14 protein-coding genes are annotated in these 20470 nt (G+C 46.0%); 4 read left to right on the top strand and 10 right to left on the bottom strand.

Going from position 1 to position 20470, the window contains the following annotated elements:
* Positions 1 to 10: 10 nt before the first annotated feature.
* The 4 genes from ABR189_RS03140 to ABR189_RS03155 form a co-directional block, all read right to left on the bottom strand.
* On the bottom strand, positions 11 to 3280 hold the full coding sequence (locus ABR189_RS03140; RefSeq protein WP_354658987.1) for a TonB-dependent receptor: 3270 nt from the start codon (positions 3278 to 3280) through the stop codon (positions 11 to 13).
* Positions 3281 to 3547: 267 nt separating this feature from the next.
* The gene (locus ABR189_RS03145; RefSeq protein ID WP_354658988.1) at positions 3548 to 4774 is read right to left on the bottom strand and encodes a FecR family protein; all 1227 of its coding nucleotides are present in this window, start codon (positions 4772 to 4774) and stop codon (positions 3548 to 3550) included.
* Between the two features lie 119 nt (positions 4775 to 4893).
* A complete protein-coding gene (locus ABR189_RS03150; protein WP_354658989.1) occupies positions 4894 to 5478 on the bottom strand; it encodes an RNA polymerase sigma factor in 585 nt (194 codons plus the stop codon).
* Between the two features lie 118 nt (positions 5479 to 5596).
* A complete protein-coding gene (locus ABR189_RS03155; protein ID WP_354658990.1) occupies positions 5597 to 7570 on the bottom strand; it encodes an FAD-dependent oxidoreductase in 1974 nt (657 codons plus the stop codon).
* A 244-nt stretch (positions 7571 to 7814) separates the two neighbouring features.
* On the opposite strand from ABR189_RS03155, the gene ABR189_RS03160 reads away from it, so the two are divergent.
* The 3 genes from ABR189_RS03160 to ABR189_RS03170 all read left to right on the top strand — a co-directional run bounded on the left by ABR189_RS03160 (position 7815) and on the right by ABR189_RS03170 (position 11658).
* Complete coding sequence (locus ABR189_RS03160) at positions 7815 to 8741, top strand: dihydrodipicolinate synthase family protein (protein WP_354658991.1); 927 nt, start codon at positions 7815 to 7817, stop codon at positions 8739 to 8741.
* A gap of 20 nt (positions 8742 to 8761) precedes the next feature.
* Positions 8762 to 10759, top strand: coding sequence for an FG-GAP repeat domain-containing protein (locus ABR189_RS03165; protein WP_354658992.1), 1998 nt, complete (start codon positions 8762 to 8764; stop codon positions 10757 to 10759).
* A gap of 155 nt (positions 10760 to 10914) precedes the next feature.
* Complete coding sequence (locus ABR189_RS03170) at positions 10915 to 11658, top strand: DUF2490 domain-containing protein (RefSeq protein WP_354658993.1); 744 nt, start codon at positions 10915 to 10917, stop codon at positions 11656 to 11658.
* Here the strand turns inward: ABR189_RS03170 and chrA are convergent.
* Positions 11655 to 12971 carry a chromate efflux transporter gene (gene chrA / locus ABR189_RS03175; protein ID WP_354658994.1) on the bottom strand — a complete coding sequence of 439 codons (1317 nt, stop codon included), beginning with the start codon at positions 12969 to 12971 and terminating at the stop codon, positions 11655 to 11657. The two genes, ABR189_RS03170 and chrA, sit on opposite strands and share 4 nt — an antisense overlap.
* A 378-nt stretch (positions 12972 to 13349) precedes the next feature.
* A complete protein-coding gene (locus tag ABR189_RS03180; RefSeq protein ID WP_354658995.1) occupies positions 13350 to 13802 on the bottom strand; it encodes a DUF3995 domain-containing protein in 453 nt (150 codons plus the stop codon).
* Between the two features lie 87 nt (positions 13803 to 13889).
* Between ABR189_RS03180 and ABR189_RS03185 the strand changes: the two genes are divergently transcribed.
* On the top strand, positions 13890 to 14369 hold the full coding sequence (locus ABR189_RS03185) for a GNAT family N-acetyltransferase (protein WP_354658996.1): 480 nt from the start codon (positions 13890 to 13892) through the stop codon (positions 14367 to 14369).
* Here the strand turns inward: ABR189_RS03185 and ABR189_RS03190 are convergent.
* From ABR189_RS03190 to ABR189_RS03205, 4 genes are all read right to left on the bottom strand, one after another.
* Complete coding sequence (locus ABR189_RS03190; RefSeq protein ID WP_354658997.1) at positions 14341 to 15588, bottom strand: glutamate-5-semialdehyde dehydrogenase; 1248 nt, start codon at positions 15586 to 15588, stop codon at positions 14341 to 14343. The genes ABR189_RS03185 and ABR189_RS03190 overlap by 29 nt on opposite strands.
* A 25-nt stretch (positions 15589 to 15613) precedes the next feature.
* Positions 15614 to 16648, bottom strand: a complete 1035-nt coding sequence (gene proB / locus ABR189_RS03195; protein WP_354658998.1) for a glutamate 5-kinase — start codon at positions 16646 to 16648, stop codon at positions 15614 to 15616.
* A 139-nt stretch (positions 16649 to 16787) separates the two neighbouring features.
* Positions 16788 to 17639, bottom strand: a complete 852-nt coding sequence (locus ABR189_RS03200) for a DUF4397 domain-containing protein (RefSeq protein ID WP_354658999.1) — start codon at positions 17637 to 17639, stop codon at positions 16788 to 16790.
* 13 nt (positions 17640 to 17652) lie between these two features.
* A complete protein-coding gene (locus tag ABR189_RS03205) occupies positions 17653 to 20412 on the bottom strand; it encodes a TonB-dependent receptor (protein ID WP_354659000.1) in 2760 nt (919 codons plus the stop codon).
* Between the last annotated feature and the right edge of the window lie 58 nt (positions 20413 to 20470).

Genomic DNA, 20470 nt, shown 5'->3' on the forward strand with positions numbered 1-20470 from the left:
CAGTTAGGTTTTAAAAGCTCAGGGTAACTCCCCCGGTAATGGTTTTTGCATTTGGATAGGTGCCAAAATCAATACCCTGTCGGATATCTCCGGCAGAGGAGTTGCTTTCAGGATCCAGGCCGGAATAGTCGGTGATCGTCAGCAGGTTGGTAGCGCTCACAAATAGCTTTATACCTACCGTATTCTTTAATGCTGATTTGGGTAGGGTGTATGCCAGACTGATATTTTTCAGGCGGATGAAATCCCCTTTCTCCAGAAAGCGGCTGCTTTGTGTGAAATTCCGGTTGGTGGTGCTGAAGGCAGGTATATCGGAGGTTTCATTTACACCCGGGATATACCGGTTTTTGATCTCCGATAACGTTGCTTCCCGGGCATCGCCACCATAGTACATGGCTGCCGCATTGTTGTAGTTGAGCCTGTCAAATCCGAAGAGCCCCTGGAACAGCAGGTTCAGGGTAAAGGCTTTATAGGCAACGGTGTTATTCCACCCGATGGATGTTTTGGGAATACCTGTGCCGATCACATGGTAGTCGTTGGCATCTATTGTTCCACTGTTGTTCAGGTCGAGGTAACGGGAATCGCCTGCTTTGGCGCCGTATTCGCTGGCCTTCTCATCACCGGGTTTCCAGGTGCCGAGGTAGGTAAGCCCCCAGATAGCACCGATAGACTGACCAGGCATTACAACGAATTCGGACTGGGGCGACATACCCCCACCTATTTTCCAGTTGTTAGGATCAAAGATCCTGGTTTTACCTTCACCAAGGGAGATGACCTTGTTGGTATTGAAAGACACATTGAATCCTGTATTCCAGGTAACAGCACGTCCGTTGAGTACATCGCCTTCGATAGCAAATTCCCAGCCTTTGTTCTGTACAGATCCTACGTTTCTGGTAATGCTGTTACTGCCCAGGTACATCGGTACAGTTTCCTTTAAAAGCAGGTCACGTGTGTCTTTGATAAAATAATCAGCGGTAACATTTATCCTGCCTTTAAACAATCCAATGTCTATACCTACATCTTTTTGTTCCGTGGTTTCCCATTTAAGGTTGGGGTTGCCGATGTTGCCCATTGCCAGCCCCACCAGATGGCTATTGTTGTTAAATGATGCTGGTATATTAGAATAGGAGGAAAGTGTACTGTAGGGGCTGATGGCCTGGTTGCCCGTGAGGCCCCAGCTGCCACGAAGTTTCAGGTTGCTGATGGCGGGCACCTGCTGCATGAATGGTTCATTGCTCAGCACCCATCCCGCCGAAACAGAAGGGAAATAGCTGTACTTATTGTTGCCCTGGAATTTGGAAGAGCCATCACGGCGAAGCGCAGCCGATAGCAGATATTTATCGTTATAGGCGTAATTGGCGCGTCCTACCAATGAAAACAGTGCCCATTTGGAATAACCGGAAGCAGGTGTGCCAGGTGTGGCCAGTGACAGGTTATACCATTGGAAATTTTCATAGGTAAGATTGGAGGCGCCGGCAGACGAATAGTTATAGGTAGATTGCTGATATTCCATTACAGCAGTGAGATCCAAGCTGTGCACCTTATTAAATACTTTCCGGTAGTTCAGGGTATTGGTATTCTGCAGCACGATTTCCTTGCCAGACCGGATACCCGTTGTGGAAGTATTGTTGTTGGTGATCTTACCAGCAAAGCTTTTATCATCGGAGGCCAGGTAGTTGGCGCCATACTGCAGGTTGAAGGTAAGCCCTGGTATGATACGGAACTTGAAGCCACCTATCATATTGGCCAGCATCCGGTCTTTTACCGCGAGCCTGTTGACCGTTAGCGCAACGGGATTGTAAGAAATGGAACCAACCGGGTCACTGATAACAAAGCTGCCATCTGCATTATACACCGGTGTAGTGGGCGCCCAGGTGATTGCCTGTGCCAGTGGACTGCTGGGACCATCAGGGGGAATATCCACATTCTGAGCAGTACTGTAAGAAGCCGTGATATTCAGAAAAGTAGATACCCTGTCAGACAGGTTGGAATTAATATTGGAACGCAGGGTGTATCTTTTGTAGAAAGAGTTATTGATGATACCATCCTGGTTCTGATAGTTGCCGGAGATAAAGTAGCTGGATTTGTCGCTTCCACCGGACAGGTTGAGCAAATACTCCTGGCTGGGAGCTGTTCTGAATATTTCATCCTGCCAGTTGGTACCGCCCTTGGCACGGAATTCCGCGATCTGAGCATCTGTGAACTTGGGGGTGGTGCCTACAGCTACCGCATGTGCATTGGCAGTTTCTGCAAAGTCGGCCGCATTCAGCAGGTCCAGTTTTTTCAGGACGGTGGAGGAAGATAGACGGGTAGTGAAATTTACTTTCAATCCACCTTTATTCCCTTTTTTAGTAGTCACCAGAATTACCCCATTAGCACCTCTGCTGCCATAAATAGCTGTGGCGGCAGCATCTTTCAATACCTGGATGGATTCGATATCATCCGGATTAATGGCAAAGAATTCTGCACCTACGAAACCATCCACTACATAGAGCGGATCGTTGCTGCCATTGATGGAGTTGGAGCCACGTATGCGAATACGCACGCCACCACCGGGAGAACCGGCAGAATTAGTGACCTGTACACCTGTTGCCCGCCCCTGTAATACCTGATCCAGGCGGTTCACCGGGGCGTCCTGGAAATCCCTGGAAGAGATAGAGGAAATAGCACTGCTGAGGCTTCCCTTTCGCTGTTCACCATATCCCACTACTACCAGTTCATTTATATTGGAGGCAGAGGGCTGGAGGGTGACGGTTATTTCTTTTCTGCTACCTACCGGTATTTCCATTTTGTTATAACCAAGGGAAGAAATTATCAGAATGGCATTATCATCTGGTACAGTAATGTTATACTCGCCCTTTTCATTGGTCACCACGCCTTTGCTGGTGCCTTTTACCTGAATGGTAACTCCTGGCAGTAACTCCCCTTTTTCGTTGTATACCTTGCCACTTACTTCTTTTTCAATTGTTGCAGGGAGCTGGTCTGTGGCGGGCTTCCTTTTTACAATGATTACCTTGTCTGATATGGACCAGGTCAGCGGCTGGTTCAGAAAGCAGGCTTCCAGTGCCTGTTCCAGGGGGACATCCTTTAATTGCAGACTTACTTTGCGCTCTTGCAGCAGTTGTTCGTCTGTATAGAGAAATGTGTAACCGGTCTGTTTTCGTATTTCCTGAAAAACTTTGTCCAGGGAAGAGTTACGTTGTGAAAGGGTAACTGTTTGTGCATACCCGGCTGCATGTACCTGTAGCAGGGTAATGGTCATCAAAAGTACCGTTAATTTCATGATCAGTAACGTTTTGGTAGATAATCGCGGGAAATTTTTGCCCCATGCAGCGCACATAAGCCTGCCTTGGGAAAAAAGCATCAATTGCATACATTTGTATGGTTTGGGTAAATAATGAATAATTGCTGTCAGCGATTGTACATACAGACTCAGGCTTTTCCGGGAGCGGTGCAAACGCTTCCGGTTTTTTTAGTCCTGTATGTGTAAAGAGATAAGTGGAATTTAAGGACTCATAGTATCAGTTTTTTTAGATGTATAGGTAAAAACTCAGGGCGATACGATGATCTGTTTTCCCCTGATTTCGAAATGTACTTCCCCTGTCATTTCCATCATTTTCAACACTTTTGATATTGGTACGTTCCTCGGTATGAGGCCGCGGAAATGTACAGCAACAGGAGCTTTGTACACCACCTCCATGTTGTACCAGCGTGCTATCAGGCGCATGGTAGCTGCAATGTCATTCCCTTCGAGTTGTAAGAATCCATTCTTCCAGGCTACTGCTTCTTCTGTATTTACATGTGGTATGACAGACAGTATATGATCCTGTTTGTTCAGGTAAGCCCCTTGTCCGGGCGACAGCTGTTTACTGTTATTGTTGCTGTTTACTTTCACAGCACCCTGCAGCAGTGTGGTATTTACGGTGGCTTCATCTTCGTAGGCCATGATATTAAATTGCGTACCTAACACTAACACCTCCAGGCTATCAGCTCCGGTCTGCACCTTTACTTTAAAAGGCATGTCAGCATGTTGTGCCACTTCAAAATAGGCCTCTCCGGTAAGCTGTACCTGCCTGATAGGGCCATTAAAGGCAACGGGGTATGTCAGGGAGCTGGCTGCATTCAGCCATACTTTGGTGCCATCTGGCAGGGTTACCTGGAATTGCCCGCCTCTTGGCGTCCGTAAGGTGTTATAAGATGGTGCAGTGCTCAAGGGGCGCGCACCAGGGAGTGCGGAGTACATCAGTTGCCCGCCTGTGGGCCGGCTGATCCGGGTATTGCCTTGCTGCGTGAGTAGCTCACTACCGGCGCTATCGAGTGGTAGCTGTGTACCATCTGCCAATATAAGTACTGCTTTGTTACTACCTGGCGCAACGTCGTTTTCGATAGCCGCTGTGGTGGTGGTAACCATGGGTGATGGCTCCGCAGAGCGTAAGAGCCAATATAATCCGGCTGATAAAAGCAGTAATACCGCGGCAGCTGCTGGTATCCACCGTAAACTGAAACGCCGGATAACAGGAGCAGCTGGTGCCTGGGGCGTTACCTCCACATGATCTGATGACAGTATCTTTCCTGCAATATCATCCCAATATTCGCTGTCATAGGCGCTGGTGGGTGTTGTGGAAAGTTCTTCCATTAACAGCTCTTCCAGTTGCCGGGAAATATCACCTGTCTGGTCTTCTTTGACCAGGTTGGATAATTCCTGCAACTCAGTGTCAGTAGCGGAGTGGTTCAATGCCTGCCGGAGCAGGTACGTAAGACGGTCCTGGATAAACAATTTGGTTGTTTTTTATAGTTTTTCGAACGTGGACGTAGTATTTTATAACGTGAAAAGGTCCCCTCTATACATACAGACGCGCCAACAATTATTTAGGACCTATTGGACTAAAAAAAAAATTATAGCTTCAGCAACCACAGTATCAGGGCGGGTATCAGGTGACCTGCAGCTTCCAGTTGCTTGCGGATGAACTGTAATGACCGTACCAGGGAGTTTTTAACGGTATTGGAGGAGAGAGACAGTTCCGTGGCGATCTCAGGTATCTTCAGGCCCTTTTCCCTGCTGAGCAGGTATATTTGTTTTGCCCGTGGTGGAAGTTGGGCAACGGCAATAGCTACCTGTTTAATCATGGAAGTAAAGACCATGTTCTCTTCTATACTGAAGGCCGGTTCGGTGGGTGTCAGAGTATCCATCGCTTTATGATGGACTGCCTGTTTCCTCAGATAGGTAAATGACTGGTAGAAAACGATACGGAGTAGCCAGGATCGTGGTTGGGCTATTTCGGGCAGTTTGTCGCGGCTGATCCATAGCCGCAGAAATGTTTCCTGGATAATATCTTCGGTAACAGCAGCTGTTTTAGTGATATGCAGAGCTAGTGCACGGAGTTGAGGCACATATTTATGAAAGAGCCGCCGGAAAGCGGTTTCATCTCCTTCAGAGATGGCCTGAAATAATTCTTTATCGTCGTATGATTGCGCATGCATGCCGGAAAACCCCTGTTGCTAAAGTAGCAAAATCCTGCTGAAGATTATAAATTCCGGGGGATCGTTGAAAAAAAGGATGTTTCCCGTGCTGGTATAATTACGAGAAACATCTTTTTTCTTAATTCCGTGTTACCGGTACAAACAATACCGCATCTGCCACTACGGTGCCAGGTGATTTACCCGTGCGAAATTCTACCCAGGCTCCAGCTGTCAGCTCATAAGTACCCAGCTGTACCCATTCTCCGGAGGTTTGCCCTTCTACTTTAATACTACCCGCATCAATACTGGTATCATGAGATGTTTTCCCGTCATAAATGGTTACTGCCGTATGTGGGGCCTGGCCTTGTACACGCGGTACGTAAGTATATACTTTGTACCTGCCTGCTTTCTTTATTTCCGGTGCATAGTGTACACGCTTTTCACCGCCGCTATGGTCCACCAGCATAGAAGGGCCATAGCCACCGTGGCGTTCCGTCTGCCAATCTCCTGTTATGGTTACCCGTGTGGGGTCGTTGTCATCTACCAGGATCTCGGGAGTACTGTTATCTGCAAGCGGGTTTTCCGCTAACATCCGCTGCACTTTGGCCACATCAGTCTGCTGTACCGTAGCACCGTCATTGATGGCTACCGTAGCAGCGGTGGCGGCAGACTGCGCCAGCACCATGAAAACAGGTTCCATACGGATAGAGCCATAGGCGATATGCGAGGCCGACAGGCAAACCGGTACCAGGAGGTTGCTGCATTGTTCCTTTTTAGGTATGATAGCGCGATAGGAAACCGGATATGGCCCAAAGCCTCCGATTTGTACGTCTCCTTCATTTTTAACCATACCATTTACGACTAAACGCTGACAGTTGTGAGAGTCCATCGTATATGCTGCCATACCTATGCCATCAGTCACTTTTTCCTTGCCTTCACAGTTGGCCTGCGTCATCACATATGCGCCTACCATGCGGCGTACTTCCCGTACATATAGCTGTGGTGACCAGTGTCCGTTAGCGGTATATTCATCCTTTGGATAACCCCATTGCAGCATTTCCTTACGGAGATGTTCCGGTACGCGGGGATCATGACCAATGAAGTACAACAACCCTTTTGTGTAACTTTCGTGACGCTGGATAATCTGCTTCCGTGTAGCGGCATCCCCATCCGGGTAGTCATAATTCTCACCTATCATATCCGTGGAGAAAGCGCCATTATTGTTGATATCTGTTTTGCCATTGGGCATATGATCTATTTTCAGGATGGCATTCAGGTTTTTCGCATGGATCTTCTCCAGCACCCGGATAAGTAACTCATACCGCTCTGGCTGGTAGTCTGTAGGCCGGGTAATGGGGATGCTGTTTTCCGGTACATTAGACAGACAGATCCGGAAGTTGTAGGATTGCAACTTTTTGTCGCCTGCACCCTGCTCATCCAGTTTTGCCGGACTGATACCCCAGAGCAGCCCACTCTCTGGCTTACCAGGTACTTTGTAAGGGTCAATACCATCGGGGAACTGGTGTTTATCTTTCAGTTGTACGCCATTGTAAGTTTCGTTATATAAGCTATTGGCTTCACGGCCTACTGTATATTCTACACCGGCTTTCGCCATCAAATCTCCTTCATAAGAGCAATCGATGAACATTTTTGCGCGGATAATGCGTGTGTGCTTTCCAGTTAATGTTATGGAGGTAATTGCGCCGTTGTTTTTTTCCACCTTATCCAGCTGGTACCCGTACATTATTGGCAGACCGGCAGCTTTGATATACTGATCAAAGGTTTGCGTAGCCACATGTGGTTCAAAAATCCACTGTTCGAAGCGCCCGTAGTGGGTACCTATCTTCCGGTAAAAATCCCTGGAAATACCGGTGATGGCAGATTTATTACCAATATCGGTATATCCCAGTCCTCCGGTGGTAAGGCCCCCAAGCTGTTTGTCGGGCGAGATGAGTAACACCGTCTTATGCAGTTTTTTGGCAGTATAGGCGGCGATGACACCTGCAGAAGTACCACCATATACACAAATATCTACTTGCTGTGGTGGTTCCGTTGCTTTTACTGCAAGACCAGCCAATAGCGGTATTGCAATTAATAATGGTTTCAGTTTCATAGTTTGTCAGTTGTTGGGCCCGCATCGGGATGCGCTAAAAGTAATAAAATATTTATGGGTAGTGGTGGGAGAATTTTCTGTGAATGTCTATGGCCAGCTCGGGAATATTCTCCGGCGGGGGAAAACGAAATTTATCTTCATGTGAGGATTCTCCGATAACATCGTACAATGTGTGGTCAAAATGGTATAAAAAAAACGGCCTGTTAGCTGATAACTTCGTAGGAGATAAATATGAGCTATATCCATGATCGAAAAAGGAAAGGGATTTATCCCGGTAATGCTGACACCATTTAAGGATAATGGAGCAATAGATTTTGACGGACTTACGGAATTAACAGAATATTATCTGGCATCGGGTGCATCCGGATTGTTTGCCAATTGTCTGTCCAGTGAAATGTATAACCTGACCAGTGAAGAAAGATTACAGCTGGTAGAACATGTTGTTAAAGTGGTGAATGGCAGGGTAACGGTAGTGGCTACCGGTACTTTTAAAAGCCCGCCTGAAGAACAGGCTGGATTCATGAAACGGATGTATGATAAAGGGGTCGCTGCAGTAATCATGATAACAGGTATCCTGGCCCAAAAGAATGAATCAGATGAAGTATTGGACCGGAATATCTTTCGTTTGCTGGAACTGACCGGGCAAATTCCATTGGGCTTTTATGAATGCCCGGTGCCTTATAAAAGAGTACTTTCTGCTGAACAATTGGGCCGTTTTGTTGATACCGGAAGAATCATTTATCATAAGGATACCAGCCTGGACCTGGATGCCATCAAGGCGAAGAATAAGGTTTGTGCTACGCATAAAGATTTTGGTCTGTATGATGTGTATATGGCGCATGCGGTGGCATCATTAAAGGCAGGGTCCGCAGGATTATCTCCCATTGAGGGTAATTTTTTCCCGGAGCTCACAGTATGGCTTTGTAAAAATTATAATAACGCCCGTTTAGCGGAGGAAGTAAATAAAGCCCAGCAGTTTTTCATTACGGAGGCACCATCGATGCACCATATCTATCCTATGTCGGCTAAGTATTATTTGCAGCAAGGTGGATTAAAAATTTCTACATTTGCGAGGACTGGTAAGGCGAATAGATTTACCAGTGAGGTTAAGCAGCAGGTGGATGCACTGAGAGAAAAGTATACCGCACTAAAAAGTATGTTATCTATTTAAAAAACAAATGCTACGTTATAATGACCCATGTTTATAGTAAAACACTGGCTATCTGCTGCATGATGGTGGCAACAATTATCTGCAAACGGACACTTGTGATGGCACAGCCTGCTAACCCGGAGCTGCAGATTCTTAAATATAATCATCCTGGCCTTGTCGTAGATTTAGGTGTTGGGCTTTGGGCCTGGCCTATTCCTATGGATTTTGATAATGATGGTGATATGGATCTGCTGGTTTCCTGTCCGGATAAACCATTCAACGGTGTTTACTTTTTTGAAAATAAAAGCGGAGATAAAAATCCGGTATTTGCACCTCCTGTAAGATTGGGGAAATCGCTGAAGGATGCGCAGGTATCTTATGTAAATGGTAAAGCCAGGATATTGGTGCCAGGTGCTGAAATCATCAACTTTACCACCACTTTTGGAGAAGAAGAAAAACAATTGCTGGCTGTTGATGCTGTATTGGAAGGATTAAAGAAGAAACCACGCTTTAATCAATGGAAACTGGTAGACTATGATAATGATGGGGATGAAGATATTATTATAGGAATTGATGATTGGTCTGATTACGGTTGGGATAATGCATATAATAGTGAAGGGCAATGGACAAATGGTCCATTGCATGGGTATGTTTTCCTGATTGAAAATAAAGATGGAAAGTATCTCCCTAAAAAGAAAATACAGGCAGCCGGTGAGGATATTGATGTATACGGTGCCCCCTCCCCGAACTTTGCAGATTTTGATGGAGATGGTGACCTGGACCTTATTTGCGGAGAGTTTCTGGATAAGTTCACTTACTTCGAGAATATAGGTACCCGCAGTAAACCTGTATATGCTAAAGGCAGGCTGTTGGAAAACGCATCTGGAATTATTAAGATGGACCTGGAAATGATTGTTCCGGTGGCGGTAGACTGGGATAAGGATGGTTTTACTGATCTGGTGGTAGGAGATGAAGATGGGAGAGTAGCACTCATCAGACATACTGGTAAGTTTAAGCAGGGAATGCCGGTATTTGAGTCGCCGGTATATTTTAAGCAGGAGGCAGATAATGTAAAGTTTGGAGCGCTGGCTACTCCGGTAAGCGTAGACTGGGACGGTGATGGGGATGAAGATCTTATCACCGGGAATTCTGCCGGATACATTGCTTTTATTGAGAACCTGGGTGGAAACGGAGCAACACCCAAATGGGCCGCGCCAAAATTACTGGAAAGTGAAGGAAAGGTTATCAGGATCCAGGCTGGCAATAATGGCTCCATACAGGGCCCGGCAGAGGCTAAATGGGGATATACAACATTATCCGTGGCAGATTGGGATGGCGATGGCCTAAAGGATGTGATCGTAAACTCTATTTGGGGACAGGTGGTGTGGTTTAAAAACACCGGTAGCAAACGTGCACCAAAATTGGCCAAACAAGCATATGTTAAAGTAGACTGGGGCAATGCTGCTATCCCCAAACCATCCTGGATGTGGTGGAAACCGATGCCTGGAATGCTGGCTACGGAATGGAGAACTACACCCCATGCGATTGACTGGAATAAGGATGGTGTCATGGACCTTGTTATGCTGGATCATGATGGCTACCTGGCCTATTTTGAAGGCTTTAAAAAAGGAAAGGAAAAAATATTAAAACCAGGTAAAAGAATATTCTATGGCAGTGAAATTGGCGGCTTTGACCCCAATCACTGGCCTACTGTAACAACACCGGATACACTCAGGTTAAATACAAGACCGTTTGGTGCCAGCGGCAGAAGGAAGTTCACCATTGCGGATTGGGATGGGGATGGAAGACCTGATATCCTGGTAAATAGTTTGAACGTAAATGTGTTGAGAAATACCGGGATAACAGATGGGATGGTGCAAATTAATACGAATGCCAAACCTGTATCAGCCATTGAATTGGCCGGTCATGACACCAGTCCTACTACTGTAGACTGGAACAAGGATGGTATTCGAGACCTGCTGGTGGGAGCAGAGGACGGGCATTTTTATTACATGCCCAATCCGCGAGCTAAAAAATGATTCCCCGTTTTTATATAATTGCTGCTTACTGATTGCAGTGTGGTTGCTTTGTCGGATTTCCTCAGCAGGGACTGGCAAGTGAAATTTTGCATTATTTATTTGAATAGTGCGGGCTGGTCTTTATTTTTGGACCAGTATAAAAAGAAATGATCTTTATGAGGCAATATATATTGACTACCGGTATTTTCCTTTTTACCATGCTGAAGGTATATGCGCAACAGCAACAATCTGCGGGCTGGTTTGCTGCATTTAATACTTTCCGTATTCCTTCTTCCAAATTCAGCGTGCATCTGGATGCAGCGGTACGTTCTGCTGATAAGTTCGAAGCTTTTCAGACATTTATCGTACGTCCCGGCATCAATTACCATTTAAGTGGAAATATGATTGCTACCGTAGGCTACGCCTGGGTAAATTTACGCTCCATTTATTCAAATACGGCCAACCAGATCGATTATGATTACCTGTCGGAGCATCGTATATGGGAGCAGTTTATCATCAACCATAAGGTAGCTTTTGTCCCATTGCAGCACCGGTTCAGGGTAGAACAGCGTTTTATGCCTAAAAGTGTTGTGCATGGCAACGGATTACAGAATGACGGATTTGAACTGGCCAACCGCTTCCGCTACTTTTTAAGGGGAATAATTCCTGCTGATGGCGCTAAAACATTCGAAAAAGGAGCCTTCGCAGCGGTACAGAATGAATTGTTCCTCAATTTTGGAGACCCTACCCGGACAAATGGTAAAGCTTTTGATCAAAACCGGGCTTATCTGGCTTTAGGCTACCGGTTCAGCCCCAAGTTTGATGTGGAAGGCGGATACCTGAACCAGTTTGTTTCGGGGGCAGGAAGTGTACGCACTACTTTTCATATAGCACAAATTGCTACTTATGTAAGGCTTTAGATAAGAAAATGGTGTACCAGGCCATATACGATGCTAAGCAGTATGAGCAGCAAAATATTGATTTTAAATCGTTGGATTAATACCAGCGAAATAATAACCCATATCAACGCTATCAGGTCCAGTTTGGAAAGGGCTACGCCGTGTGGAAACAGGATATCTTTTCCAAGGTAAAATGTCAGATTCATGATAACGCCTACTACGGTAGCCGTTACTAAAGACAATATGCTTTCAATGGTCAGCTTTCCCTGCGTTTTCTCTATAAATGGTGCTCCAACAAAAATGAACATGAAGCTGGGTAGAAAAGTAAAATAGGTAGTAGCGAGCAAACCAGCAGTACCCATTAGGAGTGATTCATTAAAATGATTGTATCCGGCCATGAAACCTACATAGGACAGAACAATGATCAGGGGGCCTGGTGTCGTTTCCGCCAATGCAAAGCCATCAATCATCTGTACCTTGCTTAGCCATTGCAATTTAGTCACACTGAACTGCGCCACATAGGGAATGACAGTGTAGGACCCACCTATAGTTACAAAGGCGGTCTGCGTAAAGAACAGGCCCATATCCCTCCAGAAATGGAAGTCTGTTAGGAAGAGTATAAACAGGCCAAACGGGAGCAGCCAGATCAGCACAAAAACACCTAATTGTTTTAATACGGTCTTTGTTTTAAAGACATGACCGGCATCTGACGAATGTTTATTGAGGTAATACAGGTGTTCGTTTTTATCCTCCTGAATATGTTTGTTTTTTACATGCAAAAGGGATGGATGGAGATATCTGATGATGATAGCAAGCGTGATAGTGCCGGCAATAATCGGAATCATGGAGAGATGGAAAAAGTAGGTAGCAACAAATGCCATAGCGGCCACAAAATAATGAAGCACCCCATGCAGCGCCTTTTGCCCCACTTTATAAGTGGCAATCAATATGATGGCAATAACAGCGGGTTTCATACCACTGAACATAGCAAGTACCCAGGGGATATTCCCATAAAGTACATATATCATGCTTAAGGCAAGTAAGATAAACATGGAGGGGAGCACAAATAAGGTACCTGCTGTAATACCTCCCTTTTTGCCATGTAATTTCCATCCGATATAAATGGCTAATTGTTGTGCTTCCGGGCCAGGCAGTACCATGCAGTGATTCAGGGCATGGAGAAACTTGCTGTTGCTGATCCATTTTTTCTGATCCACTAAAAAATCATGCATAATGGCAATATGTCCTGTAGTACCACCAAAACTAATCCAGCCTAATCTGCACCAAAACATAAAGGCTTCCCTGAAGGTGGGCTTCACAACTTTTTCTTCCATAGTAATTGCTGCCTGGTTCCCCAATGGATAGCTGATCCATGGCAATAAAAAGGACCCTCATTCTCATTAAATGAATACTTTTTTCCTGTTAAATCAGGTGGTGAAAAAGCGTCGGAAAGATGATGTGGAGCGTCAGGAAACCAGGCTTTTTTTGATGAAAAATGATGTCCGGAAATGGACATTGAAATAGGGTGTAAAAGTACAAAAAATGCTGCGGAAAGCCAAGCTTTTGCGGCATAAAATGATCATGGATTTATAGCGGGATAAGGGCTTGAATGCAGTGCGATGCAATTCTAGTTGTCTTGATGAAAAAAGTGCCCGGTATATGTATATACGACAGTTATGCAGCGGCATTACGTCAAAATGGAAAAAAGGGGTTTAGCAGAATAAGCACCAGTAACAAAACAGGCTGGAGATACTCAGGTAAGCACATAATGGGATGTAAACATTGTTATCCAGTCTGGCAAACGCAGTATAACGGACGCTTTTGGTTAAACCAACATAGTTGAAATCGCCAATAACCCGGAGTAAAAAGATGCATCCAACAACAAGAAGTCCGTACCGGGAAATATTGCGGAGCAGTAGTTGATCAATGGTAAAGAGGTGGGCTGCATGGAGTAGGGCAAACCCCAGTAATCCTGCTGCTACCAGGAGGGTAGCTCCCTTGCCTGGTATAAAGGCTTTCTGGTCCTTTCCTGCTTTTTGAGGCACTGCATTGGCCATCGCCCATTTGCCTCCAAATGCCCAGTAAATATGCAGGATAGAAAGGGCTAAAAACAGCAGCGCATTTATCACTAATAAAACATAGACTATGCCGGTGGGTTTACTCATTTATTTAATATTGTAGCTGTCTGCGGTATGATAACATCTGCAAAAATATTCATTATATTCCTACTTTACATCAAAGCAAGAAGACGAATGAAGCATGCCGGAGAGATAATTATCCGCGAAGCGACCCCTGCCGACAGCCCGGTGCTGGCCAATATATTTCTGGTTGCCCGCCAAAGTACTTTTGACTGGATGGATCCAGGTAGTTTTTCTCTGTCAGATTTTAGTGCGCAAACGGAAGGAGAGCGGGTGTTCCTGGCAGCGAGCCCTACCGGGGAGGTGGTTGGTTTTATAGCTGTTTGGGTGAATGCCTGTTTTATTCACCACCTGTTTATACTGCCGGCATATCAGCGGCAGGGGATAGGACAGCGGTTGATAAACAGCTTGCTGGCCTGGCTTCCCCTGCCTTACCGGTTGAAATGTTTGGTACGGAATGAAGCTGCACTGGCCTTTTACCGGCAAAATGGCTGGCAGCAGCTGGAAACGGGAAATACGGATGGAGAGGAATTTATCCTGCTTGAATTGAAGGATATTCCTGCTGTTATCTCACCTGCCCGTTTCCATGAATGAACCATTTTTCCGTTACTAATTTTTCCAGCGCAAAAGGCCCTCTGGCATGTAGTTTTTGTGTAGAAATCCCTATCTCAGCTCCCAGCCCGAATACACCACCGTCGGTAAAGCGCGTAGACGCATTCACGTACACGGCTGCAGCATCTACTTCCTGTAAAAAACGTTCACTGATAGCGGTGTTTTCTGATATAATGGCTTCCGAATGTTTGGAAGAAAATACCCGTATATGTTCTAAAGCGGTATCTGCATCCGCTACTATTTTAACGGAGCATTTGAAATCGAGGAATTCCCGGCCAAAGTCTTCCGGCGTGGCTTTAAACAGGTAAGGATAAGCCGCTTTTTCCAGGATATCAAATGCAACAGGGTCTGCGTATATTTCTACCTGGTAGGCCGATAAAGCAGGTACCAGTAGCGGCAGAAAATCATTGGCTACCGGCGCATCTACCAATACCGTATCTAAGGCATTGCATACAGAAGGGCGTGATACCTTGGCATTGGTGACAATGGCCGCTGCCTGCTGAAGATTGGCTGTTTTTTCCACATAGGTATGACAAACACCAGCACCGGTTTCAATAACAGGTACCCTGGAGTTTTCGCGTACATACTCTATTAACTGCTGCGACCCTCTGGGAATGATAATGTCAATATATTTTACAGCGGTCAGCATTTCTGCAATCAGGCTCCGGTCGGGTGGCAGTAGCTGCACAGCATGCACGGATACATTAAATTCCTTCAGCGCCTCCTGTATAATACCGACCAGGCAGGTATTGGTGAAAAATGCATCTGTACCTCCGCGAAGCACGCATACATTACCGGAGCGTATACATAACGCTGCCACATCTATCGTTACATTGGGCCTTGACTCATAGATCACACCCACTACTCCCAAAGGCACTGTTTTCTTTTGCACCAGTAGGCCGTTTTTTAGCTTGTTTTCCAGGATCAGCTGGTTGGCCGGATCAGGAAGTCGGGCAATATCATGGAGGCTGGTACAGAGGTCCTGGATTCTGGCCTCATTGAGCAACAGCCGGTCTTTTTTTGGATCCTGATCAGACATTTGATCAAGGTCCTGCTGATTGGCGGCAATAATTGCTGTAGTATTAGCTGCCAGCATCACAGCTAGTCTTTCCAGCAGTGCTTGTTTTTGTATATCAGGCAGTGCCTTTACGGATTGTGACGCCCGTTGTGCCTGTTCCAATAAAGGTTGTATGGATTCCATTTACCTGTGATTTAAATGTTAGGGATCAGAGCAGCACGATATCATCTGCATGTGCTACTTCTACATTCTGGGCCTTGCTGCTGGCAGCAAGTGTATCGGAGGATATTTTAGCCCTGGCTACTGCGATGGCATTATTCTCTTCATCGAGTATTTCAAATACCTCTCCGCACTCAAATTTCTCCAGCACAGCCTTTACGCCTACTGCCAGCAGGCTGTGGCGTTTTTGCAAGGCATTGTTGGCGCCAGCATCCACCTGCAATCTGCCTGTCACCAGGCTGCCGCTGGCCAGCCATTTCTTACGGGCGGGCATACTACAGGGCTGCGGCAAACAGAGGGTACCGGTCTTTTCTGCAATAGCATTTAAAATACCATCTGCTGTCCGGATACCGAAGATCACCACTTTAATACCCATACGGGTAGCAAGCCGGGCAAAAGTAAGCTTGGAAACCATACCGCCTAAGCCCAGTGCTGATTTCTCTTTGTCTGCCAGGCCCAGGGCCTCTTTATCAATTACATCTATTTGGGGAACTACCTGACCCGATTTATCTAATACGCCTGCAACAGAGGTGCTGAAGAGCAGGAGAGAGGCGCCAAACCCTACTGCAATGAGGGTAGCCAGTTCATCATTATCAGAAAATTTCAGTTCCAGGCTGCTCACCACGTCATTTTCATTGGCAATGGGGATAATGTTATTGGCCCATAACTCTTCATAAGTCTTCTTGAGCTGCAAAAACTGATCACGATTGGAAAAATGCTGGCGCTCGCACAGGCTTTGCGCAATAGAAATGCCATAGGGCGCAAAATATTGGGAATATTTATTCAACAATAAAGGATTGCCAATAGCAGCCGCAGCCTTACGCTCGCTGATACTTCCGCTGTAATGATGCAGTAGCTTTTTACCTGCTGCCACTGCTCCGGAAGACACCAGTACTACCTGGTAGTTGGCATGTATTGCAGCTACCTGCCGGGCTATATCCGCCATAACTCCCTCATCCAATTCCCCGTTTTCGCGGGTAATGGAAGCAGTCCCAAATTTTATTACTAATATCGGTTTGTTCACTTCATCTCCTTATTTGGAGATAAAAATATTAAAATAGGCCGAGCTTTTTTAGTTGCATTTTATAAACCTATAACAGTGAATAATACCTGGCTCACCGTTTATCAGTAGCGCTGCTATTCATGATTGCAAAGTTGATTTTTTAATTATGTGTTATTACGTAAGCGCCTACTGTTTGTTTATTGCCAGGAAGTGTATTCAAAAAGATCGTATATATCTTTCCTGCTTGTAAATCCAGATGCGACAAAGCATCTGAGGCAATCGGAATAATCGTTTGATCTGCTGCTTTTTTAATCACCAGGGTGGTTATCCCTGCATCAATAGAGAAAAAAGGACCAATGGAAAAGGCATTTAGCTTGTCGCCGGAAAGTACGGCGCCTCCGGCACTGCCATATGCAATGCTGGTAAATAGCAGATGATCTTTCTCAGGACCTTTTTGTGTGACACTGACGGCAGGTATACCGGCTGCCAGATGTACCAACCGGAGCTTTGTTTTGCCTGCTGCCGGGGCTTCCAGGTTATCATAAAACAGGATCAGGGTATCCTGGGAGAGATCCTCTTTTTTGCGTGCCGCAAATACGGAATGATAATAGCCCGGTATAGGGCCATTAGGCCCTCCGGAAGCAGAAAAAGTGGCCTGATTACCAAATTGCCGGGATACTTTATAACTGGTACTGTTGCCCTCCGTAAAATTAATCTGTACGTTGCCGAAAGTAGCAGGCAAATAGGGGGAGGCCTGGTTGATCTCAACAGGTTTCGTGGTTACCACTGTTGTAAAAGTGAGAAACTGCAGGGAGGCATTGACTGGCCTGGCATTTACAAAACTCACTTTAGCGCTGAGTGGCGGCCTTTCTGCTGCATTAACATCCAGGTATTCATTTTTGTTACAGGCTGTTAGTAACAGCCCTGATAAACTGCTGAATAATAAGAGCTTGCTATAACGGATGCCTGTTTTGGCAGGCAGATAGGTGATGATATCGTTGATTTGTTTCATGGTTCATATAAGTTTAAAAGCGGGCTAATAATCTTGCAAAAGGTTGAATGCCGGCGCTGCCATTCTGAATACCCACTACTGTCGGATTTCTCAGCCCTGAGATTATCGGACTGGAATAGTCGCCCAGCACGTTAAATACATTGTTTACGCCTAGTGTTACCTGTATTTCAGGCGTGATGCGGTAACCAGCAGAGATATCCGTTACCCATATGGCATGTAGTTTTTGAAAGTAATAATCAGGTTGGGGGAAAGTGGCATTCTGTGCAGTGGCTGTCGTAACTGATCCAAAATATACCGTACGTAACAGGTAGTTAAACCGGCGTCCGTTATACAATGCCTGGAGCGTAATCTTTTGCCGGGGGATGTTAGTCGTTACCCGGGCCTTTTCTGCTTCACTGAAAATAACATAACGGTATTTCTCCAGCTCTTTAGGGGTATTGACCTGGGTAACCTCATTTTTTACAAAATTACCTCCGGCGATGAAATGGATACTACCGGTACGTATGGGTATCTTGTAACTGCCGGTAAATTCTATTCCTTTGGTGCTTGTACTGAAAGCATTGTAGAAGAATTTCGCCTGTGTGGTACCTGTTTGTAAAAGGAGATTCCTTACTTCTGCCGGCAGGTTAGCATCTGTAGCGGAGAAATTGCCGGTGTTGCCTACCCGGTTGTCGATGTCTATCAGGTAGGCATCAACGGTCAGTTCCACATTGGCAGCTGGCTGGGAAGTGAGGCCGGCCGTATAGCCACGCGACTTTTCCGGCCTGAGCAACGGAATACCAAGGGCACGTGTAGCTGCACTTTTATTAGAGGCCGTTACCTGATCAATTGCCCTGCCTTGCTGAAAGCTGGTAGAGGTTTCCGTATAATAGAACTGTGCCAGGTCTGGCGCCCGGAAACCGGAGTTGACTGCTCCTCTGATCCCCAGCCATTTTGCAAAGCTGTACCGGGTGGCGATTTTTCCGGTGGTAACGTTGCCAAAGTCTGAAAAGTTTTCAGCACGTACCGCCGCAGATACCAGCCAGTTTTTAGTGATATTGGCTTCTATATCCACATAACCTGCTACAATAGCACGGTTTACATTTACTTCATTGCCCGGACGAAACCCCGCGTGGATTTGCGACCCCGGAGAAAGTCCGTTCAATGCAAGAAAACCTGCATCAGACTGATAGGGAATGCCTGCGGCTGAGGTATCTATTTTGTAAATGGGACGCAGGTCGGCTTTAATATAGGAAGCCTCTTCTCCTGCAATGATCTGGTACGTTTCTACACGGTATTGTCCGCCAAAAGCCACATTTACGCCATGAAGTGTCTTGTCGAAGTAACGGCTGAAATCCAGGCTGGCGGTGTTCTGGGAGGCATTGTACTTTCCGGCGTCAAAGGTAGTGGGACTCTTTAATCCCAGGCTGGCGTTCAATGAATTGGAGATGACGTTACCAAAATTATTTTTGCCATATACGTTGGAAAGGTCTACCTGCCAGCGGCCAATTTTTCCGCGTATGCCAAGGGCCAGCGATTTATCTGTAATGTCATTGTCCATAGCAGGTAAAAAGCCGTCCGGATAAAGAAAGGAATTATTCCGTTCCGTCCATCCCGGTAAGCGGTATACTGCGGTAAACTGGGAATTACGATGACTGATCCCTCCAAAGGCATATATTTCAAAGTCTGCTTTAACTGGTACCACTGCATTGAAAAACAGCAAAGCATCTTTAGCTTTATTAGAGCCACCGCCACGTTGATCAAAATGATGCCGGTCTATTCCTCTTGCCTTCAGGATGGCTTCGTCTATTTCGCGGGTATAGATTGCATCGTAAGGCCTGGTATTAGCTCCGCCGCCATATATCGGTCCGTTATAAAGACCCGCATCATCGCGGCCGGGCTGCAGTGATATTGCCTGGGTAGCAAATTCTGCAGTAGTATTCAGGTACCCGCCATTGTTTCCGATTTTTACACCGTAATTGGCGCTGGTACGCGTGCTTAATCCATCTCCCCGTCGGCGGGTACTGGCAGTACTACTTACTGTCAGCTCATCTGTCTTTTTCCGGAGCACAATATTGATCACACCAGCAATGGCATCAGAACCGTATTGCGCTGCTGCGCCATCCCTTAATATTTCTATACGCTCTATGGCACCTGCAGGAATAGCATTCAGATCGTAACCGGTAGCGCCATTACCTAATCCACCCCAGTTTACATTGGAACTTTTATGCCTTCTTTTACCATTTACCAGTACTAATAACTGATCTACTCCCAGCCCTTTTAATTGTACCAGATTGAGTGCTGAACCGGCATCACCGGCGTTGCTACCATTTACGGAATGAAAGGAAGGTGATACATACTGCAATAACTGTGTAATACTGGTTTGTGGGGCTGTTTCCTGTAATGTCCTGATATCTATAATGTCTACCGGTACCGGAGAATTGAGCTTGGTGCGGTTAGCACTGCGAGACCCCACAATCTGTACTTCACTGAGGGCCTTACTGTTTTCCTGTAAGGATACAGAGAGTCTTTTGTTATTACCGGTAATGACCTCCTGGGAATGGTATCCGATAAAGGAGAAAATAAGCACACTATCCTTAGGGGCATTTAATTGGAAGGTGCCATCATTACGGGAGCTTACTCCCTGCCCCGTACCTTTTACTACGATCGAAACACCAGCCAGTGGTGTATTGTCCCGTGCAGATACTACCACACCGGTGATAACCTTTTCCTGTGCAATAGCTGGTATGATGAATAATAGCGTATAAAAAAGGAGGTGTATTTTTTGTTTCATGTGTATCTTTTTTAGAGCTGCTAGCTATGAGCAATGATGTTTTGTTGGCAATGCCTGA

The organism is Chitinophaga sp. H8, from assembly GCF_040567655.1.
Taxonomy (GTDB): Bacteria; Bacteroidota; Bacteroidia; order Chitinophagales; family Chitinophagaceae; genus Chitinophaga; species Chitinophaga defluvii.